The following is a 24,905-nucleotide window of genomic DNA, read 5'->3' on the forward strand; positions in this document are numbered from 1 at the left end:
GGGTGGGATCGGCGGGGGCGGCCCGGCTGCCCTCACAACCCCAAGATCCCCTTGGCGATGACGTTGTGCTGGATCTCGTTCGAGCCGCCGTAGATCGAGACCTTGCGGTTGTTGAAGTAGCTCGGCGCCGCCGCATCGACCCAGTCGAAGCCGCCGGGCAAGTTGTTGGCTCCGGCCCCGCGTGACGGCGCCGCCAGGGCGAACGGGCCGGCGAGCTCGACCAGCAACTCCGTCGCCGCCTGCTGGAGCTGCGAACCGCGGATCTTGAGGAGCGAGGAGGCGGGGTCGGGCTCGACCGAATCCGCCCGGCCCTGCTTGGCCGCCACCCGCATCTGGGTGATCTCCAGCGCCTTCAGCTCGACCTCGACCTCCGCCACCCGGCCGCGGAAGTCGCGGTCGTCCCACATGGTCCCGGAGCCCGCCGGCATCTCCTTGGCGAGGCGCTTGATCCGGGCAATCCGCTCCTTGGTGAGGCCGATCCGGGCGATGCCGGTGCGCTCGTTGGCGAGCAGGAATTTTGCGTAGTCCCAGCCCCGGTTCTCCTCGCCCACGAGGTTCTCGACCGGCACCCGCACCGAGTCGAAAAACACCTCGTTAACCTCGTGGCGGCCTTCCAAGGTGAGGATCGGCCGCACGGTGATGCCGGGGGTCTTCATATCGATTAGCAGGAAGGAGATGCCGCGCTGCTTCTTCGCCTCGAAGTCGGTGCGCACGAGACAAAAAATCCAGTCGGCGTGCTGGCCCAGCGTCGTCCAGGTCTTCTGACCGTCCACGACGTAGTGGTCGCCGTCGCGCACCGCCTTGGTCTTCAAGGAGGCGAGGTCGGAGCCGGCGCCGGGCTCGGAGAAACCCTGGCACCACCAATCGTCGAGATTGGCCGCGCGCGGCAGGAAGCGTTCCTTTTGGTCCTGCCGGCCGAAGGTCGCGAGCACGGGGCCGAACATGTAGCAGTTGAATTGCTGCGGCAGCGGCACCGCCGCCTGGAACAGCTCCTCGGTGTAGATGTAGCGCTGGATCGGGGTCCAATCCCGGCCGCCCCATTCCTGCGGCCAGTGCGGCACCGCCCAGCCCTTGGCGTTGAGGATCCGCTGGCTGGCGACGATGTCCTCCTTGGCGAGGCTGCGCCCCTCCGACACCTTCTTTCGTATGTCAGCCGGGATCTCCGTCCGGCAGAAGCTGCGGACCTCGTCGCGGAACGCGATTTCGTCCGGCGTAAAGCGCAGATCCATCGTCAGCCTCCGATCTCGAACAGGCCGGCGCAGCCCTGGCCGCCGGCCACGCACATGGTCACCACGGCGTAGCGCGCCCCGCGGCGGCGGCCCTCCAGCAGGGCGTGGCCCACGAGCCGCGCCCCCGACATGCCGAACGGGTGGCCGACCGCGATGGCGCCGCCGTTGACGTTGACCTTGTCCGGATCGATCCCGAGCCTGTCCCGGCAATAGACCGACTGGGACGCGAAGGCCTCGTTCAGCTCCCACAGGTCGATGTCGGCGACCGTGAGTCCCTGCCGCTCCAGCAGGCGCGGCACCGCGAAGACCGGGCCGATGCCCATCTCGTCCGGCCCGCAGCCGGCCGAGGCGAAGCCCCGGAAGGTGCCGAGCGGCGTGAGGCCGCGCCGGGCGGCCTCCTCGGCCGACATCAGCACGCTGGCGGCGGCCCCGTCCGAGAGCTGGCTGGCATTGCCCGCCGTGATGAAAGCGCCCTCCCCGCGCACGGGCTTGAGCTTCGCCAAGCCTTCGAGCGTCGTGTCGGGCCGGTTGCCCTCGTCCTTGGCGAGTCGCGTCTCGACCTCCCGGGTCTCACCGGTGGCCTTGTCTGTCACCGCCATCACGGCGCTGATCGGGACGATCTCGTCGTCGAACAGCCCCAGCGCCTGCGCGGCGGCGGTGCGGCGCTGGCTCTCCGCCGCGAAGGCGTCCTGCGCCTCCCGGGAGATGCCGTAGCGCTCGGCCACGATGTCGGCGGTCTCGATCATCGGCATGTAGATCGCCGGCAGGTGCGCCTCCAGCCAGGCGTTGCGGGTCAGCTCCCGCTGCACCTTCGGCTGCACCAGGCTGATCGACTCGACCCCGCCGGCCACGGCCACCGGAACGCCGTCGAGGATGATCCGGCGGGCCGCGCTGGCGATCGCCTCCAGGCCCGAGGCGCAGAAGCGCGAGACCGTGACGCCGGCCGACTCCACCGGGATCCCCGCCACCAGGGCGGCGTGGCGGGCGACGTTGCCGCCGGTGGCGTTCTCCGGATAGCCGCAGCCCAGGACCACCTCCTCGATCGCATCCAGCTCGAGCCGGGCCCGGTCCAGGGCGCCCCGGATCGCGTGGGCCGCGAGGTCGGCGCCGCGGGTGAGGTTCAGCGCGCCGCGATGGGCCTTGCCGATCGGCGTGCGGGCGGTCGAGACGATCACCGCGTCGGTCATGCCGGGCTCCTCTGGGGTTCCGAACGGATGTGCAGGTCGGATGCTGGCGCAGCATCAGCCGGATGTGGCGTGGGTCCCCTCTCCCGTGCGGGAGAGGGACAGGGTGAGGGGTGCGACTTCTCCGGAAAGACCTGTCCCCTCACCCCAACCCTCTCCCGCACGGGAGAGGGGGCGCGGTGCGGGCTGCAGGAGCGACGGCGCCTGATGCAGACGGGTTGGGGATCCCAAAGGGCGTCACGCCCTTTGGTGGGGTGTCGGGGCAACGCCCCGACGCATCGGACCTCTCGAAACCGGGACGAAGCCCGTTCGGGCCGGCAGGCCATCAGGCCGTCGCCTTCCAAGCGGCGAAGCGTCCACCTTCATCCGCCAGCTTGCGCAGCAGCGGCGCCGGCTCCTGGCTGTCGTCGCCGGTCTCCCGGGCGAAGCGCGTCAGTGCCTCAGCGACAGTCTTGAGCCCGACCGTGTCGGCCCAGTGCATCGGGCCGCCGCGCCAGGCCGGCCAGTTGTAGCCGTTGATCCAGATCGTATCGATGTCGCCGGGCCGCGCGGCGATCCCCTCTTCGAGGATCCGGGCGCCCTCGTTGACCATCGGGTACATCAGCCGGGCAATGATCTCGTCCGGCGTGAAGCTCCGGCGGGTGATGCCGTGCTCGGCGGCGGTCTTCTCGATGAGCGCTTCCACTTCGGGATCGTGCGTGCCCGTCCGGGCGCCGTCCGAATAAACAAAAAAACCGCGGCCGGTCTTCTGGCCGAACCGGCCCATCTCGGCCAGCGCGTCGGCGACCGGGGCCCGGCCGCCGAAATCCTTGCGGGAGCGCCAGCCGATATCGAGGCCGGCGAGGTCGCTCATGGCAAAGGGGCCCATCCGGAAGCCGAAGGCGGTCACCGCGGCGTCGACCTCGTGCGGCAACGCGCCTTCGAGCAGCAGGCGCTCGGCGGCGCGGCTGCGGCGCTCCAGGATGCGGTTGCCGACGAAGCCGAAGCAGACGCCCACCGTCACCGGCAGCTTGTTGAGGCGCTTGGCCAGATCCAGCGCGGTGGCGAGCACATCGGGCGCGGTCTTCCCGGCCCGGACCACCTCGACGAGGCGCATGACGTTGGCCGGGCTGAAGAAATGCAGCCCCAGCACGTCCTGCGGCCGGCCGGTCACCGCCGCGATGGCGTCGACATCGAGATAGGAGGTGTTGCTTGCCAGGATCGCCCCCGGCTTGGCGATGCCGTCGAGTTTGGAGAAGATCTCGCGCTTGACCGCCATGTCCTCGAAGGCCGCCTCGATCACGATGTCGGCCTGTCCGGCGTTCTCCAGGCCGATCGCCCCGGTGATCCGGCCGACCCGCGCGTCGCGCTGGGCCTCGGTGATCGAGCCGCGCTTGGCCGAGCCGGCATAGAGGCCCTTCACCCGGTCCAGGCCGCGCTCCAGGGCGCCGGCCTCGGTCTCGATCACGGTGACCGGGATGCCGGCATTGGCGAAGCACATCGCGATGCCGCCGCCCATGGTGCCGGCGCCGATCACCGCGGCCGTCTCGATGGCGCGGCGCGGCGTGTCCTTCGACAGGCCCGGCACCCGGGCCGCCTCGCGCTCGGCGAAGAAGGCGTAGCGCAGGGCCTTGGAGCGCGGATCCTCCACCAGCGTGCGGAACTCGTCCCGCTCCACGGCGACCGCCGCGTCGAACGCGTCCGGGTCCAGGCCGGCCCGCACGGCCCGGACCAGGGCGCGGACGTTGGTCGCCTGCGGATCGCGCTTCACCGCCTCCTCGGCCAGCGACTCGAAACTCTGCCTTGCCTCCGGGGTCAGCCTGTCCGCCCGGTCGCGCACCCGCGGCAGGGCGCCGGAATCGGCCAGTTCCAGAGCCCGGGTGCGGGCCGCCGGCACGAGGTCGCCCAGCACCACGGCGTCGACGATGCCCAGCCCCGCGGCCGTCTCGGCCGAGACCGGCGTGCCGGTGAGCATCATGGTGAAGGCGGCGTCCGGCCCGATCAGGCGTGGCAGACGCTGCGTTCCGCCGGCCCCCGGGATGATCCCGAGCTTGATCTCCGGCAGGCCGAGCTTGGCCGCCGGCGCCGCGATCCGGCCGTGGCAGGCCATCGCCAGCTCCAGCCCGCCGCCGAGCGCCGCGCCGCCGATCGCCGCCACCACCGGCTTCCGGCCGGCATCGAGCCGCACCAGCACGTCGGGCAGGCTCGGCGCCTGGGGCGGCTTGCCGAATTCCGAGATGTCGGCCCCGCCGACGAACACCTTGCCCTCGGCCGCCAGCACGACGGCGCGCACCGAATCGTCCGCCTCCGCCCGGGCCAGGGCGGCATCGAGGGCAGCCCGCAGCGCGGCGCCGAGCGCGTTGACCGGCGGGTTGGCCAGCGTGAGCACGGCCACGCCGCCATCGACCTCGTAACGAACCAAAGCGTCGCTTCCTTGTTCTGCATTGCAGAATGATCGTTTGCAATTTGGCGGGATGTTGATCCGCGATCCCCTACTCGTCAAGAACGCGGTGCCATTGCCGGCAGCTTGCGTCGCGCCGTTCCGCATTGCAGACGCCGCCCGGCTGGATGGTTTGACCGGTGCCGGACGCCATGCCATTCAGACCCGCCCCGGGCACGATTCCGACCCTGGCCCGCCCAGCCGGGTTCCACGGGCCGGGCCGCCCGATCGATCAGGGAGGATCGCCGTGCGCGGTATCGGCCAACAGCCCGGCAGCCTCCGATGAGCGACGGGTTCGAACAGGGCCCGGCTAGCCGCCTGCCCGAGATCCTGCGCGGCCGCCTCGCCCTGCCGGTGATCTGCGCCCCGATGTTCATCGTCTCGGGACCGGAACTCGTGATCGCGCAATGCCTCGCCGGGGTGGTCGGCGCGTTCCCCGCGCTCAACGCCCGGCCCGCCGCGTTACTCGACGAATGGCTTTCGACGATCACGCGGACCCTCGCTGAAGAGCGCGCGAAGGATCCCGCCCGCAAGATCGCGCCCTTCGCGGTCAACCAGATCGTCCACGCGTCGAACGACCGGCTGGCGCAGGATGTCGAGGCCTGCGTCCGGCATCGGGTGCCGATCATCATCACGTCGCTGCGGGCCCCGGACGCGGTGATCCGCCCGGTCCACGCCTATGGCGGCGTGGTGTTCCACGACGTCACCACGGTCCGCCATGCCGAGAAGGCCCTGGAGGCCGGGGTCGACGGGCTGATCCTGGTCTGCGCCGGCGCCGGGGGCCATGCCGGCACGCTGAGCCCCTTCGCCCTCGTCGGCGAGATCCGCCGCTTCTACGACGGGCCGCTGATCCTGTCGGGGGCGATCACCACCGGCTCGGCGATCCTGGCCGCCCAGGCCATGGGCGCCGACCTCGCCTACATGGGCACCCGCTTCATCGCGACCCGGGAGGCGAACGCCGCGTCCGGCTATAAGGACATGATCGCCGGCAGCGCCGCCGCCGACATCCTGTACACCCCCTACTTCACCGGCGTGCCGGGCAACTACCTGACCCCCAGCATCCGCGCCGCCGGGCTCGACCCCGAGGCCTTGCCGGTGCGCGACAAGACCGCGATGAACTTCGGTAGCGCCAGCGCGAAGGTGTGGCGAGACGTCTGGGGCGCCGGGCAGGGGGTCGGCACCATCGCGGACGCCCCGGCCACCGCCGACCTCGTGGCCCGGCTCGTCCGGGAATACACCGCCGCCCGGGCCGGGCTCGGGGGCGTCGCCGCGGGCTATGCCGGCGAGGCCGTTCCATGAGCCTCCGCGTCGCCGATCCAGAGCCCGGGATCCGGCTGGTCACCATCGACCGGCCGGAGCGCCGCAACGCGCTCGACCGGGCGACCTATGCGGGCCTCGCCGCCGCCTTCGCCGACGAGACCGTGCGCGCCGTGGTGCTCACCGGGGCGGGCGGCTGCTTCACGGCCGGCAACGACCTCAGGGACTTCCAGGATGTCGAGACCGACGGCGACAGCCCGGGCCTGACCTTCCTGAAGGCCCTGCGCGGCTGCCCGAACCCCGTCGTCGCGGCGGTGGAGGGGCACGCGGTCGGCATCGGCACGACGCTGCTGCTGCATTGCGACCTCGCCTATGCCGGGGACGGCGCCCGCTTCCGCCTGCCGTTCACGGCGCTCGGGCTCAGTCCCGAGGGCGGGTCGAGCTACCTGCTGCCGCTCATCGCCGGCACCAAGCGGGGGGCCGAACTCCTGATGCTCGGCGAGCCCTTCGGCGCGGCGGAGGCGGTGGCGGCCGGCCTCATCAACGCCGCCGTCCCGGAGGGCACGGCCCTGGAGGTTGCGCTCGGCCGCGCCCGCGCCCTGGCGGCCCTGCCCCCGGCCTCGATCGCGGCGACCAAGCGGGCCCTGCGCCGGGGCCAGGACGACAGCGTCGCCCGCACGCTGGCCGAGGAGGCGGAGGTGTTTCACGCGCTTCGTCGGGGCCCGGAGGCGCAGGCGGCCTTCGCGGCGTTCCTGCGCCGATGAGGACCGCCGATCAGGACCTGCTGGCCGATCCCGATGCGGCGCCGGCAGGCGACGGAGCCAAGGAGGATCGCCACTTCGTCACGGCGCTGGCCCGGGGCCTCGCGGTGCTCGCCTGCTTCGGCCCGGGCCGGACCAGCCTGGCCAACCACGATCTCGCGGCGGCGTGCGGCCTGCCGCGCTCGACCGTGTCGCGCCTGACCTACACGCTGACCAAGCTCGGCTACCTGCACCACACCGCCGAGACCGGCCGATACCGGCTGGGCCATGCGACGATCGCGCTGAGTTCGGCGGCGCTGGGCGGCCTCGATGTGCGCGGCATCGCCCGGCCGGCCCTGCGGGCGGTGGCCGAGGCCGCGAACGCCTCGGTGGGGCTCGGGGTGCGCGACCGGCTGAGCATGCGCTACGTCGATTGCCAGCGCGGTCCCGCCGCGATCTCGCTGAACCTCGACACCGGCTCGCGGATCTCGCTGGCCCGCAGCGCCATGGGCCGGGCTTACGTGGCGGTCTGCCCCGAGCGCGAGCGCGCGAGCCTCTACGAGGACCTGAAGGCCCTGGACCCGGTGGCCTGGCCCGCCCTGCGGGCCGGCCTCGACCGGGCCGTGGCGGAGCACCGCGAGCTCGGCTGCTGCACTTCGTTCGGCGAATGGCAGGAGACGGTCTGCGCGATCGCGGTGGGGTTTCACCCCGGCGGCGGCCTGCCGGCCATGTCGGTCAATTGCGGCGCTCCGACGATCATCACCGATGCCCGGTTCCTGATGGATGTGGTGCGGCCGAAGCTCGTCGCGGCGGTGCGCGGCCTCGACGGCGTGATGGGAGCTTGAGGACCCGTTCCATGGAAACCGATCCGTCCCACGATCTCCCGCTCGCCGGGATCCGCGTCCTCGACCTGTCCCGGGTCCTTGCGGGGCCGTGGTGCGCGCAGGTTCTCGGCGATCTCGGCGCCGACGTGATCAAGGTCGAGCATCCGGAGCGCGGCGACGACACGCGGGACTGGGGCGTGGCGACCAGTCCCGGCAACACCTCGTATTTCGACAGCGTGAACCGCAACAAGCGCTCGATCGGCGTCGATCTCGCGACGCCCGACGGGCTGGCGATCGTCAAGGCGCTGGCCCGCGAGAGCGACGTGCTGGTCCAGAACTTCAAGACCGGCGGGGCCGAGAAGCTCGGCCTCGGCTACGCGGCGCTTTCGGCCGAGAATTCCGGGCTGATCTACTGCTCGATCGCCGGCTACAGCTCCGACGGCTCGGAGGCCGGACGGCCCGGCTACGACCTCGTGGTGCAGGGCGAATCCGGCGTGATGGCGCTGAACGGCGAGGCGGGCGGGCCGCCCCTGAAGTTCGGGGTCGCGGCGGTGGACCTGTTCACCGGGCAATACGCGGCCCAGGCCGTGCTGGCGGCTCTGTTCCAGCGCGAGCGCACCGGGCGCGGCAAGGCGATCGACCTCGCCCTGTTCGATTGCGGCGTGGCGCTGACCTCCTATTACGGCCTGGAGGCGCTGGCCCGGGGCATCGATCCGCCGCGTTATGGCAACGCCCACCCGTCGATCGTGCCCTACGGGGTGTTCGAGGCCGGCGACGGCCCGGTGGTGATCACGGTGGGTAACAACGCCCAGTACCGCCGGTTCTGCGAGCAGGTGCTGGAGCGGCCGGACCTGTGCGCCGACCCGCGCTTTGCAACCAACCTCGACCGCTCGAAGAACCGCGCCGCGTTCATCCCGATTCTGGATGCCGAACTCGCCAAATGGGAGCGTGCGCCGCTGATCGCGCGCCTGCGCGCGGCGGGCATCCCCTGCGGCGAGGTGATGGGCCTGCGCGAGGCGCTGACCTGCCCGCGCGCCCGGGAGGCCGGTCTGGTGGTCGAGGGGGCCGACAACGCCCACGTGATCGCCCCGCCCTACCGGCTCGACGGGCGCCGGCTGCCGGTGCGCCGCATGCCGCCGGGCCTCGGGGATTCGAGCCAAGAAATCCTGGCCGAGCGACTGGAGGTTTCGGCGGAGGCGCGGGACGCGCTGGTGGCGAAGGGCGTGGTCCGGTAGCGCGCCTTCAGCCCTCGACGGCGCCCAGCCGGGCGCGGGCATCGTCGAGCACCCGGGTCAGGGCGTCGTCCCAGGCGACCCGCGGTTGCCAGCCGGTGGCGTCGTGCAGGCGGGTGGAATCGCCCGCCGCCAGCGGGATCTCGTTCGGGCGCACCCGCTCGGGAGCGATCCGGATCTCGAACGGCACCCGGGCGCGGGCGCGCAGGCCGTCGAGCACGCTGGCGATCGTGCGGGGCACGCCGGAACTGATGTTGAACACGCTCCCGTCCGCCAGGGATTCGGACCGGCCGATCAGGTCGGCATAGGCGCCCGCGACGTCGGCCACGTCGAGGAAATCGCGGTACGAGGACAGGTTGCCGACCTCGAGGAGCGGCGCCGCGCGGCCGGCCTCGATCCGGGCGATCTGCCCGGCGAAGGAGGCCACCACGAAGCGCTCGTCCTGGCCCGGGCCGATATGGTTGAACGGCCGCAGCACCACGAGCTTCACGCCGATCCGGGGTAGCAGATCGCGCAGCAGCTGCTCGCCGACCCATTTCGACCGGGCGTAGGTGTTGCGCGGCAGGGGCTCGGCCGCCTCGGACAGCGCGTGGCCGGCCAGGAAGGCGCCGCCGTAGACTTCGCCCGAGCTGACGAAGAACAGCGTGCAGCCCGGCACCGCCTCGACGGCCGCCACGAGGTTCATCAGGCCGTTGACGTTCACCCGCCAGGTCTGCCCCGGCCCGGTCGCGGACTGGCCCACCGAGGCGAGGCCGGCCAAGTGGAGAATCTCGGTCGGCCGGAAGCGGGCCACGAAGGCGCTGAGTGCCGCCTCGTCCAATAGGTCGATGCGCTCGTAGGTGACGCCCTCCGGCAGGCTCGGCGACGCCCCGCGGCCGATCCCGACCACCCGGGCGCCCGATCCGGTCAGGAGCGGCAGGACATGGCCGCCGACGAAGCCCGCCGCGCCGGTGACGAGGATGCGTCTCACGCCAAGCCTGCCGATCCGTTCCACGGGGTGACGATCATCGTGTGGTCCCGGACGAGGTCAGGCGTTGCCTCCTTTCAGGAGAACGCGGGGATATAAACGCCCTCACCGGCAAGGGAATGGGTTTCCAACGGGCCGGAGACCCTTTGGCGGGGTATCGGGGCGGAGCCCCGATGGCATCGAGCTTCGCTCGACCCAGGGCTCCGCCCTGGACCCGCAAAAGGTCGAAGACCTTTTGAAACCCCGGCTCCTCAGCTCATCGTCCGGGTGCCCCAGCGGGTGCCCATGCGGCTCTGGGCGCTTCCCGGGGAGCTGCCGGCATCGGCGCCGATCGCCGGGCCGGATGCGGTCTGCGGCCTGTGCTGGGAGCCGGGCCCCATGGGCGTCGGTGCGATCGAGTCCGGCACCTCGGCCAGGTATTCCTCGTCCCGGTCGGTGGCGAACTGGCCGGCCTTGCGGAACGGCCAGAGATAGCCCGGCACCACCGCCTCGGCGGCGGTCGGGGTGATCCCGAGCGCCTCGATGGTCCGGCCCTCGGCCTTGGCAGCCTCGGACACGACGTTGTCGTTCTGGAGCAGGATCACCTGGTCGCGGGTGAGCTTCAGGCTGTCGGGCAGCAGGCCGAAGGTCAGGGTGTCGGCGACCTCCAGGAACCGGGCCTGGAGCTTGGCCACCGGCAGCGGGAGGTCCACCACCGCACGCTTCCGCTGGATCGTCTTCAGCATGTAGCGGACGAGGTGCTCCAGCGTCGCGACCTCGGGGCCGCCGAGTTCGTAGACCTTGCCGCCCGGCACGACGCCGTCGACGGCCCGGGCGATCGCCTCGGCGACGTCACCGACGAAGACCGGCTGGAAGCGCGACTGCCCGCCCGCCAGCGGCAGCACCGGCAGCGCCCGGGCCAGCCCGGCGAATCGGTTGAAGAAGCTGTCGCCCGGCCCGAAGACCAGGGAGGGCCGGAACACCACTGCGTCCGGGCAGGCGGCGAAGACCCGGGCCTCGCCCTCCGCCTTGGTCCGGGCGTAGTGCGACGGCGAGTTCGGATCCGCCCCGATCGCCGAGACGTGGATCATCCGGGCGCCCTGCCGGGCGGCGGCGCGGGCGATCTCGGACGCGCCCTCGACCTGCAGGCGCGCGAAACTCTGTGAGCCGGTCTCCTGCAGGATGCCGACGAGGTTGATCACCACGTCCGAACGCTCGGCCGCGCGGGCGACCGATTCGGGGTAGCGTAGGTTGGCCTGGACGGCCACGATCTGGTTGACCTTGCCCAGCGGCTGCAGGAACAGCGCCAGGTCCGGCCGGCGCACCGCGACGCGGATCCGGTAGCCGCGCTTGGCGAGCGCCCGCACAACATGGCGGCCCAGGAAGCCGGAGCCGCCGAAGATCGTCACGAGCTGGGATTGCGGGCGCAGGGGGCCCGTTGCGGCGGTGGATGCGGGCATGCTGTCCTGAGGCGTGTTCTGTGGGCCGGTCATCGCCGTGGTCTCGGGCTCCTCGCGCGCCCCGGGGCGCCGTCATGCGGGCCTACTTAGCCTAAGTTCGGCGCCTTGGGAGCCGCCCATGCGCGTCGCGGCGCGATTACCGCGTCCCGGCGCCGGATGCGACCGGGAACGGGCACCGCGCCCGCGCATTTCCACGGACGACTTCGCCGGGCCGTGCGCCGGCCGGGACGCGCCGGGGACCATGATGATTCTAGGGATGCTCGTCTCGGCGGTGATCGCCGTCTTCGGACTGCTCGTCGCGCTGGGCCTGATCGGCCACCCGATCGATGCCCAGCTCGTCACCAATTACGGCTGGAGCATCCTGACCATCGGCGTCGCGCTGTTCGTCCTGTTCGCCTATCGCCGGTTCAGCCGGACGCGGGGCCGGCGCTCGGTCTGACCGGCGGGGTCAGGCGACCTTGATCCGGCGGCGGATCTCCCGCGCCACCGCCGCTCGCCCGTCGGCGCCCCGGCTCACCGAACGCGGCGCGCCGACCGTGATGCTCTGGCTCTCGCGGGCGATGAAGGCGGTGGGCATCTCCGCCTTGAGGTCCGCTTCCATGTCGCGCAGCGCCGTATCCGAATGGGCCGGATGCAGGTGGATGATCGCCAGCGCCTTGACCCCGGCCGTCCGGGCCAGCTCGACGCCCTTCTGCCAGGTGGAGTGGCCCCAGCCGCGGCAGGTCGGATACTCGCCGTCCGTGAACATGCCGTCGTAGACCATCAGGTCGGCGCCTTCGACGAACCGGGCCAGCTCGGGATCTGGCCAGGGATCGCTGTGCTCGATGTCGCTGATCAGGCACAGGCGCCGGCCGCCATGCTCGAAGCGGTAGCCCACCGAGCCCTGCGGGTGGTTCAGCAGGATCGTGTCGACCCGGGCGCCGTCCGGGAAGGTCAGGGACTGCCCGGCCTCGAAGCCGTGATGGTTGAACGTGCAGCACAGCCTGTCGAGCGTAACCGGGAACAGCGGCGGCGCGAACAGGCGGTCGAGCGTCGGGCCGGCCGATTCGCCGCCGAGGTTGCCGCAATAGGTGTTGATCACCCGGTCGCAGTCGAGGACCGCCGGCTTGAAGAACGGAAGGCCCGCCGTGTGGTCGAGGTGCAGGTGACTGAACAGGAGGTCGACTTCCCGGGGGAGATCGGTGCGGTGGCCCTGGCCGAGGTTGTAGATGCCGGAGCCGGCATCGACCACGAACATCCGCTCGCCGCAGCGCACCTCGAGGCACGGCGTGCTGCCGCCGAATTCGGCGTATTGCGGACCGCTGACCGGCGTCGAGCCACGAACGCCCCAGAATCGGAGGACGAGGCCCTCGTCGGCCGCACGGATAGTCGGCTCGGAACACTTGGACATGGCGATCACGAATCTGCGGACAGTCGGTCCCAATCCGTTACGATCGAAACCCCGTCGCCGTTCCGGGAAGGTAGCGCTGATTACGGCAGGCCGACGGGACAGGAGTACCGCTCATCCCCTGCCTTACAATGAATTGGGGGGTCGCAGGCCGTCGTGATGTGCGGCCGCGCACACGGACGGGCCGCGTCCCGGCCCTCCGGTACCCTTAGAATCGCTCGGCGGAGGCGACAAGCCCGGCGTTGACGCTGCCGGGAATCGGTGCCCCGCCGAATGCGCCCGGGGTTCCGCTCAAGGCTGCTGCCAGCAGCGCGGGCAGGCCGTCGCCGTAGCGCACCGGGAGCCGGCCCGCCAGCGCCCCGAACGGGTCCGGCGCCCGCTCGTAGACCGGAACGAAGCCCGCCATCCGCCGCAGCGCGAGCGCGGAATCGGGCGCGGCCCAGGCGGCCCAGACGGACTCCGGCACCGGCCGCGGCGCCCGGTGACCCGGCACCACCACCACCTCCTGGCCGGCGAAGGCCAGCGCCTCGGGGCGGCTGATGTCGCCGACCGCGCCGCCCCGGGCGGTGTAGGCTGCCCAGAAGGCGTGCTGGCCGCCGTCGGAGTAGGTCGTGCGCACGGCCGGCTCGCCGGATTCGGCGAGCGCCGCCATCCGGGCCTCCTCGATGGCGCGGTGGGTCGCGACCGCGGCTTCCCGCGCGGGGTCCCGGGACGGCGCGAAGGCGTAGCGGCCGGCGACGACCGAGACCTGCAGCTCCTCCTTGCTCGCCTCGAACCGGTCCGAGCCGGCCTTGAGTTCGCGCCAGAACCCGATGTTCGGGTCGGCGCGGTGGCGGGCCATGTTCTCGGCACTCATCCGGAACGGGTAGGATTGGAACTGGAACGCCGCCTGCCCGCCGTTCAGGGCCTCGCGGGCGATGGCGTAGATCTCCCCGACCGTGCCGTCGGTCATGGCGAAGCAGCCCATCGACGAGCAGATGCCGTGCACCATCACGGCCGAGCCGGTGCCGCCATGGGCGCGGTCGTAGGCGTTGGGATAGCCGACGTCGAAGGACAGGTAATAGTGCGAGTTCGGATTCATCTGGCGCCGGGGCACCGCATAGAACCCCTCCGGGGTCTGCCGGTCGCCGCTCTTGCGCTTGGGCCCGAGCTGTCCGGACCAGCGGCAGATCGGGAAGGTCTTGATGTGGACGTACCCGGACGGGCCCTTCTTCCAGACCTCGATCTCGGATTCCTTCTTGTAGGCCCGGAACAGCACCGGGGCGGCGGCACTGGTGCCTTTCTGCGCCATCAGGGCGAGCGTCGCGGCCGGGATCGGCGCGTCGGCCTTCCCGGCCTGCGCCGTGACGGAACCGCAGACGGTCAGCAGCACGAGGCCGGCGGAGAAGGATCTCGGTATCGGAAGGGGCATGAACCGTCCGCGCCGCATCGGCCGGACGGGAACGCGGCCGTGCACGGTCCTGGGAGGCTGACCCGGCATTGCGGCCGTCGTGAGGCCGTCGCGCCCGTGACGGCCGCCGGTCACGCCAGGGCCGGCTCCGCGCCGACGGCGCCCGCGGCCTCGATGGCCGGCGGGGCGACCACGGCGCTGTTCTCCACCGCGATCACCGCGTCGAACGGCGCGATCCCGTCGGGCACCCCCGATTCGGGCAGGCAGACGATGAAGCCGCGCCCGGCCCGGGCCTGCCGAAGCCGGGCGAGGCGCTCGCGCACGCCCTCGACCTTGCGCTCGTCGGGTGCCACCGCGACCACCAGGATGTCGGGCTCGCGGGCGAGGCAGCGCCCCAGCTCGATCGCGACGCGCTCCCGGGCGTTGATCGCGCCGTCGGCCAGCGCGCCGGTGCTGGGCTGGATCTCGACCTTGCTGTCCAGGCCGAGCCCGTAGACCGAGGCTTCGAGGCCCTCGTCGGCGAGCACGCGCTGCACCAGCGCCCGCACCCGGGGCTCCGCGTTGGCCTCGCCGAGGCTGATCCGGCCGAACAGCAGGTTCTCCTCCAGGCTGGCGGCCGGATTGACCCGGCCGGGATCGTGGAACTCGACGGCGCCGGCGAGGTGGGGCGGCAGCATCCGGGCGAAGGAGCGGCGCGCCTGGACCAGCCGCCGCTCGAACGCGGTGTCGATCAGCCCGAAGCGGTGGCGGGACTCGCTGTAGCGCAAAGCCAGGCCGATCAGCCGGGTGCGGTCGCGCTGGCCGGCCGATCCGCGGCGCAGGCTCGCGGCATTGGGCAGGCGGACCACCAGATCTTCGAAGTAGCCGCGCTCCGAGGCCTGGAACAGCGAATAATTGTCGAACAGCGAATGGTCGTTGGGCAGATCCGCGAAGATCTCCACGGTGCTGCGCGCCACCGACAGGCCGATCTCGGTGAGCGGTCGCACCAGCTCCTCGGCCTCCAGCACCGCCCGCAGGTACGGATGGCGGGCGAACCGCAGGGGCGCGAAGGCCCCGCCCACCGGCTCGCCGAACAGGATGTTCTCGCCGATGCTCGCCTGATGGTTGTAGCGGGCCGGGTCGAACGGCTCGACCAGGCGCTCGGCCCCCTTGGCGGCCAGGGCCGCCCGCATGGTCCGGCGGGCCGCGACGATCGCCGCCGCCAGCCGGGGCTGGCTCGCCGGGTCGAGGCGGCCGGTCAGGCCGCGGGCGTAGACGAAGCCGTCGAGCCCGGCGAGCCGGCTGATCCCGATCAGCCCGATGTCGTCGGGGGCGTTGGCCGGCTCGGTGCCGTAGAGCAGGTTCTGCCGGAGCGAGCCCTCGATCAGGATCGCCTCCCCGGCCGCGAAGGCGATGCGCCGGGCGCGCTCCGCGGCATCGAAGCCGCGCAGGTCGGAGCCCGCGTAGGTGACTGCGCCCGCCGTCGGCTCGACCTGACCGGCCAGCACGGCCGCCAGCACCCGGGCGCCGCTGCCCCGGCTGCCGGTGATCGCCACGTGGCCCGGCATGGTGACGGCGACGTCGACGCCGGTCAGGCGTTCGCCGGTCGCCGCGTCGAAGGCGCCGACGCCTTGGGTCGCCAGGATCCCGGACCGGGGCAGCGGCTGCGGGGCGAGCCCCGGCCGGGGCGCCCGGGCCTGCCGGCCCTGGAGCAGGGCGATGATGCGGGCGAGGTCGCGGAAGCGCGGCCGGACGGATTTGCGCACCGTCCAGAGCCGGGCGCAGATGCCGGCGAGCCAGCCGGCGAGGCCGAACGCCCCGGTGGCCGCGAGCAGGGCGGCCGGATCGACCGGCGCCGCCGGCGGGCCGCCGGTCTCCGCGGAGCGCCACAGGGCGGTGCCGATGGCGATGGCCGGGAGGATCACCGCCAGGGCCAGCGCGGGGGCCCGCGCGTAGGCCAGCCGCGCCTCGGCCCGGGCCACCTTGGCGCGGGTCGCCGCGACCCGGGCCGCGATGCGCGTCCGTTCGAGGGCGGCGGCCCCGTGGACGCGGACGGCCGGCAGCCGGCGGACCAGGTCGTTCAGGTTCGCTTCGGCCCGGGCGCTGGAACGCAGGCGCAGGTCCTGCCGGTCCCGGGCGCGATCCAGGACCAGCCCGTAGGCGAGCCCGATCGCCGCCAGGCCGACCGCCGCAGCCGGGATCAGGCGCGGTGCGGCGAGCGCCGCGAAGCCGAGGGCCAGGAGCAGCGCGGCGAGCGTCATTGCCGGCAGGACGATGCCGGCGGCGAGCAGCCGGTCGCCCCGTCCCAGAACCTCGCCGACCAGGCGGGCGAGGCTGCGGGCCTCGTCCCGGGCTCCGGCCGGCGCGTCGAGGATCGCCTGCAGGACGCTCTCCCGCACGGCGTCCGCGGCCCGGTTCTGCGCCTTGAAGCACAGGCGCGCCACGATCCAGCCGATTCCGGCGAGCGCCAGCGCGCAGGCGGCGATGCACAGGAAGGCGGCGAGCTCCAGCTCCGCCGGGCGCATTGGGAAGCCGTGCGCCAGCACGACGTCGCGGCCGGGCAGCGACAGGGCGAGCCGCAGGAACGGCAGCGTCGGCGCCTCGTCGCGCGGCAGCACCGCGACGAGATCGCGCAGACACAGCAGGGCGAGCGCGCAGAGCGGGGCGCCGACCCCGACCGCGAGGGCGGCCGCTGTGGTGTGCAGGCGCCGCGCCGCGCGCCAGGTCAGGACGATGGGGTCGGAATCCATAGGGGTCCGAGGCAGGTCCGGGGTGGGGCGGCGACGGGCAATGGGGCCGCCGCGCCCGACGGGTCAGGCAGCGCATAGGCCTTCGCGCCGCCGGCGGGAAGTGTCGAGGGCCGGGCGCGGCGGGCGACCGGCATGGTGATCCATGTTCTAGCCCCCGTCTGGAAAAGCTCTAGGTTCCTCGGCGAGGGCCGGCCGCTTTGGTCGCATTGCGCGGACGGACCGGTGCACCGCACACTTCAACCCGGGATCAACGGTGGGGCGACGCTTGCGGCGAGGGGGTGAGCAGATCGAGCCCGGCGACCGGACCAGCCTGCCCGGCGGGCTTCGCTGCGCATCGCGCGGGAGCATCCGCCCCCTGTGCGGGAGCGCCTGATGGCGCAGCTTTTCACCCCCGGCGCGGATGCGACCTACCGGCTCGCCCTGATGACCGGGGTGGCCTGCCTGGTCGGCCTGCCGGTGCTGGCGGCCGGGATCGTGCGCTCGAACTACGTCACGGGCGTCGGCATCGCGCCGGCCCAGCCCCTGCCCTTCAGCCACAAGCACCATTCCGGCGAGCTCGGCATCGAGTGCCGGTACTGCCACACCACCGTCGACAAGGAGGCCACCGCCGGCATCCCGCCGACCCATACCTGCATGACCTGCCACTCGCAGATCTGGACCGGTTCGACGATGCTCAAGCCGGTGCGCGACAGCTACGCGCAGGACAAGCCGCTGGAATGGGTGCGGCTGAACAAGCTGCCGCAATACGTCTACTACAACCACTCGGTGCATGTGACGAAGGGCATCGGCTGCTCGACCTGCCACGGCGACGTGACGTCGATGCAGATGACCTACCGGGCGAACGCCTTCGAGATGCAGTTCTGCCTCGATTGCCACCGGGCGCCGGAGAAGTACGTCCGCACGCCCGACCAGGTCTGGAACATGACCTGGACGCCGCCGGCCGACCAGGCGACGCTGGGGCCGAAGCTGGTGGCCGAGTACCATATCCGCGGCGGTGCGCGGCTCACCCAGTGCGGGATCTGCCACCGATGACCAGCGGATCCGACATCGCGGCCCTGCGCCAGAAACTCGCCGGCGGCGACGGCCCGCGCTTCTGGCGCAGCCTCGACGCCGTCGCCGACAGTCCGGAATTCCGCGACTACCTCGCGGCCGAGTTCCCCTCGGCCGCCCGGCTCGCCGCCGCCCCGGAGCGGCGCGGCTTCCTCAAGCTGATGGCGGCGTCCTTCGCGCTCGGCGGCCTCACGGCCTGCGGCGCGGAGGGCGGGCGCGATTACGAGGTGCCCTACGTCAACCAGCCCGAGCGGATCGTGCCGGGCACGGACCTCTCCTACGCCTCCTCGGCGGTGTTCGACGGGTTCGGCAACGGGATCCTGGTCACCACCCGCAACGGCCGGCCGCTGAAGATCGAGGGCAATCCCGATCACCCCTGGAGCCGCGGCGGCACCGACGTGCTGGCCCAGGCCTCGGTGCTCGGCCTCTACGACCCGTTCCGCTCGCAGGCGGTGCAGCACCTCGGCCGCCCAAGTTCCTGGGCGGCGTTCCGCACGGCCCTGCAGGCGCAGATTCCGGCCTGGCGCGAGGCCGGCGGTGCGGGCGTGGCGCTGCTGACCGGGCCGGTGACCTCGCCCACCGTCGCGGCGCAGATCGCCCGGATGCGGGCCGCCTACCCGGAGCTGCGCTGGTATGTCGGCGCCGGCGCCGGCCGCGACGCGATCTACGAGGGTGCCCGCCGGGCCTACGGCCGGCCGCTGGAGACGCGGCCCGATTTCGATCGGGCGCGCACCATCGTGTCCCTGGACGGCGACTTCCTCGACCTCGGCCCAGGCCAGGTCGGCCTGTCGGGGCGGTGGAGCGCGGCCCGTCGCGCCGCCTACGCCGAGGGCCGCCTGCTGACCCTCCACGCCGCCGCCCCGACCCCGACCCTCACCAGCGCAAAGGCGGATCACGGCGTCCCCGTCCCGGCCGGACGCCTCGAAGACCTGGCGCGGGATCTTTTGGCGGTCGCTGCAGGCGCTGGGGCGCCGGCCGGCGACGATCCGGTGTCCCGCTGGACGAGGCGCGCCGCCAAGGCCCTCACCGAGGCGCGCGGCGCCGGCATCGTCACGGCCGGGCTGACCGCGAGCCCGGACCTGCACGCCCTGGTCCACCGCCTCAACGGCGCGCTCGGCAATACCGGGGCGACCCTGCGGCACACGATGCCCGTGGCCGAACAGGGTGCCGGGACGCTGGTGGACCTGGCGGAGGCGATGGAGCGCGGCGCCGTCAAGGCCCTGATCGTGCTCGGCGCCAACCCGGTCTACGACGCCCCGGGCGCCCTCGACTTCGCCGCCCGGATGGAGCGCGTGCCGCTCAAGATCCATGCCGGGCTCTACTACGACGAGACCGGTGCGCATGCCGACTGGCACCTGCCCGCCGCCCATCCGCTTGAGAGCTGGGGTGACGTCCGCTCCCTCGACGGCACGGTCGGGCTGATCCAGCCGACGGTGGCGCCGCTCTACAACGGCCGCACCCTCCAGGACATGCTGGCGTTCCTCACCGACGGACGCGGTGGCGAGGAAGGCGCCGACGCGCTCGCCCTGCTCAAGGGGCGCTGGCGGACCGAGGGCGAGGACCCGGCGGCGTTCGAGGCGCGCTTCTCCGATGCCCTGCGCCGGGGCTTCTGGCCCGACAGCGCGGCTGCGGCCGAGGATGTCGCGCTCACGCAGGAGGGCGGCGGTCCTCAGCCCTCTGCCCGGCCCCCCGCCCGATCCTCTGCCGAACCCGGGATCGAGGTGGTATTCCGCCCGGATCCCACGGTCTGGGACGGCACCCACGCCGACCTCGCCTGGCTGCAGGAGCTGCCGAAGCCGCTCACCAAGGTCGTCTGGGAGAACGTCATCGCGCTCAGCCCGCATCTGGCCGAGCGGGAGGGCATCGCCACCGGCGACATCGTGCGGGTCGAGGCGGAGGGGCGCGCCGTCGAGGGCGCCGCCTGGATCCAGCCCGGCCAGGCCGCCGACACCGTGACGCTGAGCCTCGGCTACGGCCGCAGCGTGCCCGACCACCTGTCCAGCGGCCTCGGCTACGATGCCGCCGCCCTGCGCCCGACCGGGACGCCGTGGCGGCTGTCCGGCGCGCGGCTGACGAAGACCGGACGGCGCCGGATGCCGGCGACCACCCAGCATCTCGGCACGATGGAGGGGCAGGACATCGTCCGCGTCCAGGCGGTCGGTGCCGCGCCGGTGGGCGATCCCAAGGGCGCGCCGGCGCCGGCCTCGTTCTACCCGCCGCCGGAGAACCAGGACCGCTGGGTCGCGGCGCAATGGGGCATGGCGATCGACCTCGACGCCTGCACCGGCTGCAACGCCTGCGTCACCGCCTGCCAGGCGGAGAACAACATCCCGGTGGTCGGGCGCACCGAGGTCGAACTCGGCCGCTGGATGGGTTGGCTGCGGGTGGACCGCTACTACGCGGGCGGGCTCGATGCGCCGACGACGCAATTCCAGCCGGTGCCGTGCATGCATTGCGAGCAGGCGCCCTGCGAGGTCGGCTGCCCCGTCGAGGCGACCCTGCACGACAGCGAGGGCCTGAACTTGCAGGTCTACAACCGCTGCGTCGGGACCCGGACCTGCCAGAGCTACTGCCCGTACAAGGTCCGCCGCTTCAACTACCTGGACTACACCGGCGGCATGACCCCGGTGCAGCAGCAGCAGCGCAACCCCGAGGTCACGGTCCGGGCCCGCGGCGTCATGGAGAAGTGCACCTACTGCATCCAGCGCATCACGGCCGCCCGGATCACCTCGGCCAAGGACGCCCACGCGCCGATCCCGGACGGCGCCGTCGAGACCGCCTGCCAGGGCGCCTGCCCGACCCGGGCGATCACCTTCGGCAACGTCGCCGACCCGGGAAGCCAGGTCTCGGCCGCCCGCAAGGACACGCGGGAATACGCGCTGCTCGGCCACCTCAACACGCGCCCGCGCACCACCTATCTCGCCGGACTGGCGCCCGCGTCCGATCCGGCCGGACGGGAGGGCTGAGCATGGCCGGCGCGCTCGTAAGTGGTCCGCTGATCCGGCCGGAGGAAACCCTCCAGGGCATCGGCGGCGCGGTCACCGCGATTCCCCTGACGCATCCGCGCAACCGGCGCTGGTGGATCGCCTTCGCGGGGGCCGTGGCGCTGCTCGGCGTCTTCGGCTTCACCCTCGGCTACCTGCTCTACGCGGGGCCCGGGATCTGGGCCAACAACAACGCCGTCGTCTGGGCGCTGGACATCGCCAGCTACGATTGGTGGATCGGCGTCGCCTCCGGCAGCCTGCTGGTCTCGGCGGTGCTGCTGCTGCTCGGGGCCGAGTGGCGCGGGGCGGTGAACCGCATCGCCGAGACCCTGGCGCTGCTCGCCACCGCGGCGGCCGGACTCTATCCGATCATCCATCTCGGCCGGCCGTGGTTCTTCTTCTGGAACCTGCCCTACCCCAACACCTACGACCTGTGGCCGCAGTTCCGCTCGCCGCTCCTGTGGGACGCGATCGACATCGTGGCCTTCCTGGTGATCTGCGTCAGCCTCTGGTTCATCGGTCTGCTGCCCGACCTCGCCACCCTGCGCGACCGCGCCTTCGGGGAGGCGATGCGCCAGGCCGACGCGAAGGCGCCGACCCGCCGGCTCGCCCTGCTGCGCGCCCAGGTCTACGGCATCGTCGCCTCCGGGTGGCGCGGGTCCGCGGCCCATTGGCAGATCTGGGTCCAGGCCTACCGGACGGTGGCGCTGCTCGGCGTGCTGCTGGTGGTCTCGGTCCAGACCGGCGCCTCGGTGATGCTGGCGGGCTCGCTGATGCCGGGCTGGCACAGCACGCTGCTGCCGGTGAGCTTCCTGGTGAACGCGGTCTATTCCGGCGTCGGCATGACGGCGGCGATCGTGGTGCTGATCCGCGTCGTCTACGGCCTCGACGCCCTGGTGAGCGTGCGCCACCTCGACGTCCTCGGCCGCCTGCTGCTCGGCCTCGGCTGCGCCAGCGCCTATTGCTACGCGGCCGAGTATTTCGACACGTTCCTCAACGGCGACCCGGAGGCGCGGGCCGTGCTGGTGCGGCGCATGACCGGCGACCACGCGCTGGTCTCCTGGACGGCGATCCTCCTGCTGGTCCTGCCCGCCCAGGCGCTGTGGTCGGCCCGGGCCCGCACGGCGCCGCTCGCGCTCGCCGCGGTCGGGCTCCTGGTGGCGGCCGGCGCCTACGCCGACCACGTCATGGTGCTGGTCGTCACCCTGACCCAGGACTTCCTGCCGTCCTCGCGGCTGCCCTACGGGGTGGATCCCTGGGGCGTGGCCACCTTCGCGGGCTCGCTCGGCCTGTTCCTGACCCTGCTGCTGCTGTTCCTGCGCTACCTGCCGGCCGTCTCGATCATCGAGAGCCGCCGCCTCGCCCTGGCCCGCGCCCCGGGCACCCAGGCCGCCGCCCGGGAGGCCGCCTCGCACGCCGCCCCCCGCCCGGAGGAGGATCCGGGTCCGGCGCCGCTCTGGGGCGTGTCCGCCACCTTCGCCAGCCAGGCCGACCTCGCCGCCGCGCTCCAGGCCGTGTCCGGGATCAGCCCCCCGGACCAAGTCCATCTCGACGGGCACGGACCGGTGCCGATGCCCCGGACCCTGCGCTCCCTCGGCCTGGAGGGGCGCTCGATCCTCCCCTACGCGCTCGCCGGCGCGCTGCTCGGCGGCGCGGGCTTCTACGCGCTCTGCGTCTACGCCACGGCCTACGACTACGTGTTCCTGATCGGCGGGCGCCCGCGCCTGTCCTGGCCGTCCTTCGTGGTGCCGAGCATCTCCTTCGCGATGATGACCGGCTGCATCGCGATCCACCTCGCCCTGCTGGTGCTCAACCGCCTGCCGCGGCTGAACCATCCGGCCTTCAACATCCCGGGCTTCCTGCGCGCCTCGGACGACCGGTTCTTCCTCTCCGCGGAGGCGCGCGACGACCGCTTCGACGCGGGCCGGTTCGAGCGCCGGCTCGCGGGCCTGGCGGCCGAGGCCGGGCGCCCCCTCGAGATCCGCAGGATCCCGCGATGAGGCGCGCCGCCAGCCTCCTCCTGGTCGCGGCGCTGCCGGGTCTCTCGGCCTGCGGCGAGGCCAACATGGACGACCAGGCCCGGGCCAAGACCTGGGACCGGAACCCGTTCTTCCCCCGGCAGATCACCATGCGCCAGCCGGTGCCCGGGACCGTGCCGCGGGTCGATCCGGCCCGCGAGGCGCCGCAGCCGCAGACGATCGGCCGGGACCTGATCGACCGGGGCCGGGAGCGCTACGGGGTGTTCTGCACGCCCTGCCACGGCCAGGACGGGCGCGGCGGCGGCATGATCGTGGCCCGCGGCTTCCCGCCGGCCGGCGACCTCACCGCCGAGCCGCTCCGCCGGGCCCCGGCCGCCGAGATCTACGGCGTCATCGGCAACGGCCGGCGCGCGATGTTCGGCATGGCCCAGATGATCCCGTCGGCCGACCGCTGGGCGATCGTCGCCTATGTCCGGGCGCTCCAGCTCAGCCAGGACGCCGTGGTGGCGAGCCTGCCCCCGGACGACCGGGCCCGCCTGGAGGCGACCCGATGAGCCGGCCCGTACTGATCGGCCTCCTCGGGCTCGGCCTGCTCGCCGCCTGCTGGCTCGCGGGCGGCTGGCGCGGCGCGGCGTCCTCCTACCTGGCGGCCTGGCTCGTCCTGCTGGCGCTGCCGGTCGGCGCCCTGCCGGTGACGATCGTGGCCGAACGCTTCGGCAAGCGCGTGCGCGAACGCGGCGGGATCGAGATGCTGGCGGGCCTGCGCCGGCTCATGGCGCTGATGCCGGTGGCCGCGCTGCTGGGGCTGCCCCTGCTCGCCGCGGCGCCGGTGCTCTACCCGTGGGTCGGGGCGGCGCCCCGCACCCCGCTGGCGGCTTACTGGTTCACCACGCCGTTCTTCGTGGCCCGGGTGATCGCGTATCTCGCCGCCTGGACCTGGCTGTCGATCCGGTTCGCGCGGCCCTTCGACGAGCCGGGCGAGGGCCGCACCGTGCCGGCGGTGGGCCTCCACGCGGTGGTCGGCACGCTGTTCACCACCGACGTGATCGCCTCCCTCGACCCGCGGCTCGATTCGACCCTGCTGGGTCTGCTGGTGATGACCGCCTGGAGCGGGCTGGCCTTCGCGGCCGCGATCCTGCTCGCCTGGGAGGAGCCGGAGCCGGTGGGCCGCGGCCGGACGGCGCCCGGGCGCGGCCGGCTGGTTCCCCTGGCGGTGCTGCTCGGGCTCTGGGCGTTCATGCACTTCGTGCAGTTCCTGATCGTCTGGTCCGCCAACCTGCCCCCGGAGGTCGCCTGGTACTTCGCCCGGGGCGGCAGCCTCGGGCGCGGGCTGTCGATCGGCGCCGGGGCCGTGGGGGTGCTGGCCGGGCTCGCGACCCTGCGGCCGGGCCGCCCGACCACCCGGGTCCTGGCCGGCGCGGCGCTCGCGGTGCACGCCCTCGAGATGTTCTGGCTGGTCACCCCGGCCCTGCGCGACCGGTTCGTGCTCCGTCCGGCGGACGGGTTCGCGGCCCTGGCGGTGGCCTGCCTCGCCGCCGCGCTCCATCCGCTGTTGCGCGGGCGCCCGGCGCCGGGCGCCCGGCGCGCCGGGAGGACGTCGTGAGCCCGCGTCCCGGTCCCGGCCTGATCCCGGCGATCCTGGCCGGGTTGACCCTGCGCGGCAGCGGCCTGCTCGGCGCTCGCCCGGGGAGCGCCATCGCGCCGGGCAAGCCGGCCAACGCCCCGCGCGACCCCGACGATCCCGGCTATGAGACCCGGGACGTCAAGGTCCGCAACACCGCGCTGGTGATGGCGGGCCTGGCGCTGTCCGTCCTGAGCGTGATCGGCACCATGGTCTGGATGATGGGCGCGTTCAGCGCGAGCCAGCGGCGGGCCCTGCCGACGCTGACGAAGCAGCAGACCGCGCCGCTGACGCCGCCGCCGCCGAACCTCCAGGCGGATCCCTACGCCGACCTCGACCATCAGCGGGCCGCGGCCGAGGCGCGGCTCTCCGGCTACGGCTACAGCGATCCGGCCCGCACCCGCGCCCGCATTCCGGTCGATCGGGCGATGGACCTCGTCGTCGGCCGCTCCCTCGACGCGCCGGAACGGTAGG

At 72.9% G+C, this 24,905-nt stretch carries 19 protein-coding genes; 11 read left to right on the forward strand and 8 right to left on the reverse strand.

From position 1 onward, the window contains the following. Positions 1–32: 32 nt before the first annotated feature. The 3 genes from FV233_RS07940 to FV233_RS07950 all read right to left on the reverse strand — a co-directional run bounded on the left by FV233_RS07940 (position 33) and on the right by FV233_RS07950 (position 4,814). Positions 33–1,229, reverse strand: coding sequence for an acyl-CoA dehydrogenase family protein (locus FV233_RS07940; protein WP_147897155.1), 1,197 nt, complete (start codon positions 1,227–1,229; stop codon positions 33–35). Positions 1,230–1,231: 2 nt separating this feature from the next. Further along, positions 1,232–2,416 (reverse strand): acetyl-CoA C-acyltransferase, encoded by a 1,185-nt coding sequence (locus FV233_RS07945; RefSeq protein ID WP_147897156.1) that lies wholly within the window; start codon positions 2,414–2,416, stop codon positions 1,232–1,234. 322 nt (positions 2,417–2,738) lie between these two features. Next, entirely contained in the window at positions 2,739–4,814 is a 2,076-nt protein-coding gene (locus tag FV233_RS07950; protein WP_147897157.1) for a 3-hydroxyacyl-CoA dehydrogenase NAD-binding domain-containing protein, read from the reverse strand. Between the two features lie 300 nt (positions 4,815–5,114). On the opposite strand from FV233_RS07950, the gene FV233_RS07955 reads away from it, so the two are divergent. Genes FV233_RS07955 through FV233_RS07970 form a run of 4 tightly spaced genes read left to right on the forward strand, consistent with a single transcriptional unit; the run spans position 5,115 to position 8,888 of the window. Beyond that, positions 5,115–6,131, forward strand: coding sequence for a nitronate monooxygenase family protein (locus tag FV233_RS07955; RefSeq protein WP_147897158.1), 1,017 nt, complete (start codon positions 5,115–5,117; stop codon positions 6,129–6,131). Further along, positions 6,128–6,853 carry an enoyl-CoA hydratase-related protein gene (locus tag FV233_RS07960; RefSeq protein ID WP_147897159.1) on the forward strand — a complete coding sequence of 242 codons (726 nt, stop codon included), beginning with the start codon at positions 6,128–6,130 and terminating at the stop codon, positions 6,851–6,853. The genes FV233_RS07955 and FV233_RS07960 overlap by 4 nt, the downstream gene beginning before the upstream one ends. After that, the gene (locus FV233_RS07965) at positions 6,850–7,674 is read left to right on the forward strand and encodes an IclR family transcriptional regulator (RefSeq protein WP_147897160.1); all 825 of its coding nucleotides are present in this window, start codon (positions 6,850–6,852) and stop codon (positions 7,672–7,674) included. Before FV233_RS07960 ends, FV233_RS07965 begins: the two co-directional genes overlap by 4 nt. A gap of 11 nt (positions 7,675–7,685) precedes the next feature. Next, positions 7,686–8,888: a CaiB/BaiF CoA-transferase family protein gene (locus FV233_RS07970; RefSeq protein ID WP_147856769.1), complete on the forward strand. Its 1,203-nt coding sequence runs from the start codon at positions 7,686–7,688 to the stop codon at positions 8,886–8,888. 7 nt (positions 8,889–8,895) lie between these two features. On the opposite strand, the gene FV233_RS07975 is transcribed toward FV233_RS07970, so the two are convergent. Together FV233_RS07975 and FV233_RS07980 are read right to left on the reverse strand one after the other, a co-directional pair. Then, positions 8,896–9,855 (reverse strand): GDP-mannose 4,6-dehydratase, encoded by a 960-nt coding sequence (locus FV233_RS07975; protein ID WP_147897161.1) that lies wholly within the window; start codon positions 9,853–9,855, stop codon positions 8,896–8,898. 248 nt (positions 9,856–10,103) lie between these two features. Beyond that, positions 10,104–11,291 (reverse strand): complex I NDUFA9 subunit family protein, encoded by a 1,188-nt coding sequence (locus tag FV233_RS07980; protein ID WP_147897162.1) that lies wholly within the window; start codon positions 11,289–11,291, stop codon positions 10,104–10,106. 241 nt (positions 11,292–11,532) lie between these two features. Between FV233_RS07980 and FV233_RS07985 the strand changes: the two genes are divergently transcribed. Further along, positions 11,533–11,730 carry a hypothetical protein gene (locus FV233_RS07985; protein WP_246689939.1) on the forward strand — a complete coding sequence of 66 codons (198 nt, stop codon included), beginning with the start codon at positions 11,533–11,535 and terminating at the stop codon, positions 11,728–11,730. 9 nt (positions 11,731–11,739) lie between these two features. Here FV233_RS07985 and FV233_RS07990 read toward each other — a convergent pair whose 3' ends face one another. From FV233_RS07990 to FV233_RS30210, 3 genes are all read right to left on the reverse strand, one after another. Continuing rightward, positions 11,740–12,681 carry an MBL fold metallo-hydrolase gene (locus FV233_RS07990; protein WP_147897163.1) on the reverse strand — a complete coding sequence of 314 codons (942 nt, stop codon included), beginning with the start codon at positions 12,679–12,681 and terminating at the stop codon, positions 11,740–11,742. Positions 12,682–12,886: 205 nt separating this feature from the next. After that, positions 12,887–14,089: a murein L,D-transpeptidase family protein gene (locus tag FV233_RS07995; RefSeq protein ID WP_147897164.1), complete on the reverse strand. Its 1,203-nt coding sequence runs from the start codon at positions 14,087–14,089 to the stop codon at positions 12,887–12,889. A gap of 110 nt (positions 14,090–14,199) precedes the next feature. Beyond that, entirely contained in the window at positions 14,200–16,797 is a 2,598-nt protein-coding gene (locus FV233_RS30210; protein ID WP_187278074.1) for an ABC transporter ATP-binding protein, read from the reverse strand. A gap of 372 nt (positions 16,798–17,169) precedes the next feature. On the opposite strand from FV233_RS30210, the gene FV233_RS08015 reads away from it, so the two are divergent. From FV233_RS08015 to FV233_RS08040, 6 genes are read left to right on the forward strand one after another with little or no spacing between them, the layout of a single operon-like run. Continuing rightward, positions 17,170–17,829 carry a cytochrome c3 family protein gene (locus FV233_RS08015; RefSeq protein WP_147897167.1) on the forward strand — a complete coding sequence of 220 codons (660 nt, stop codon included), beginning with the start codon at positions 17,170–17,172 and terminating at the stop codon, positions 17,827–17,829. Then, positions 17,826–20,813, forward strand: coding sequence for a TAT-variant-translocated molybdopterin oxidoreductase (locus FV233_RS08020; RefSeq protein ID WP_147897168.1), 2,988 nt, complete (start codon positions 17,826–17,828; stop codon positions 20,811–20,813). The genes FV233_RS08015 and FV233_RS08020 overlap by 4 nt, the downstream gene beginning before the upstream one ends. Positions 20,814–20,815: 2 nt before the next feature. Then, positions 20,816–22,831 (forward strand): DUF3341 domain-containing protein, encoded by a 2,016-nt coding sequence (locus tag FV233_RS08025; protein WP_147897169.1) that lies wholly within the window; start codon positions 20,816–20,818, stop codon positions 22,829–22,831. After that, positions 22,828–23,364 carry a cytochrome c gene (locus FV233_RS08030; protein WP_147897170.1) on the forward strand — a complete coding sequence of 179 codons (537 nt, stop codon included), beginning with the start codon at positions 22,828–22,830 and terminating at the stop codon, positions 23,362–23,364. The genes FV233_RS08025 and FV233_RS08030 overlap by 4 nt, the downstream gene beginning before the upstream one ends. Continuing rightward, positions 23,361–24,413, forward strand: a complete 1,053-nt coding sequence (locus FV233_RS08035) for a hypothetical protein (RefSeq protein ID WP_147897171.1) — start codon at positions 23,361–23,363, stop codon at positions 24,411–24,413. Before FV233_RS08030 ends, FV233_RS08035 begins: the two co-directional genes overlap by 4 nt. Further along, positions 24,410–24,904, forward strand: a complete 495-nt coding sequence (locus tag FV233_RS08040; protein WP_147897172.1) for a hypothetical protein — start codon at positions 24,410–24,412, stop codon at positions 24,902–24,904. Before FV233_RS08035 ends, FV233_RS08040 begins: the two co-directional genes overlap by 4 nt. Position 24,905: the final 1 nt, after the last annotated feature.

Origin of the sequence: Methylobacterium sp. WL7, from assembly GCF_008040085.1 — a bacterium.
Classification (GTDB): domain Bacteria; phylum Pseudomonadota; class Alphaproteobacteria; order Rhizobiales; family Beijerinckiaceae; genus Methylobacterium; species Methylobacterium mesophilicum.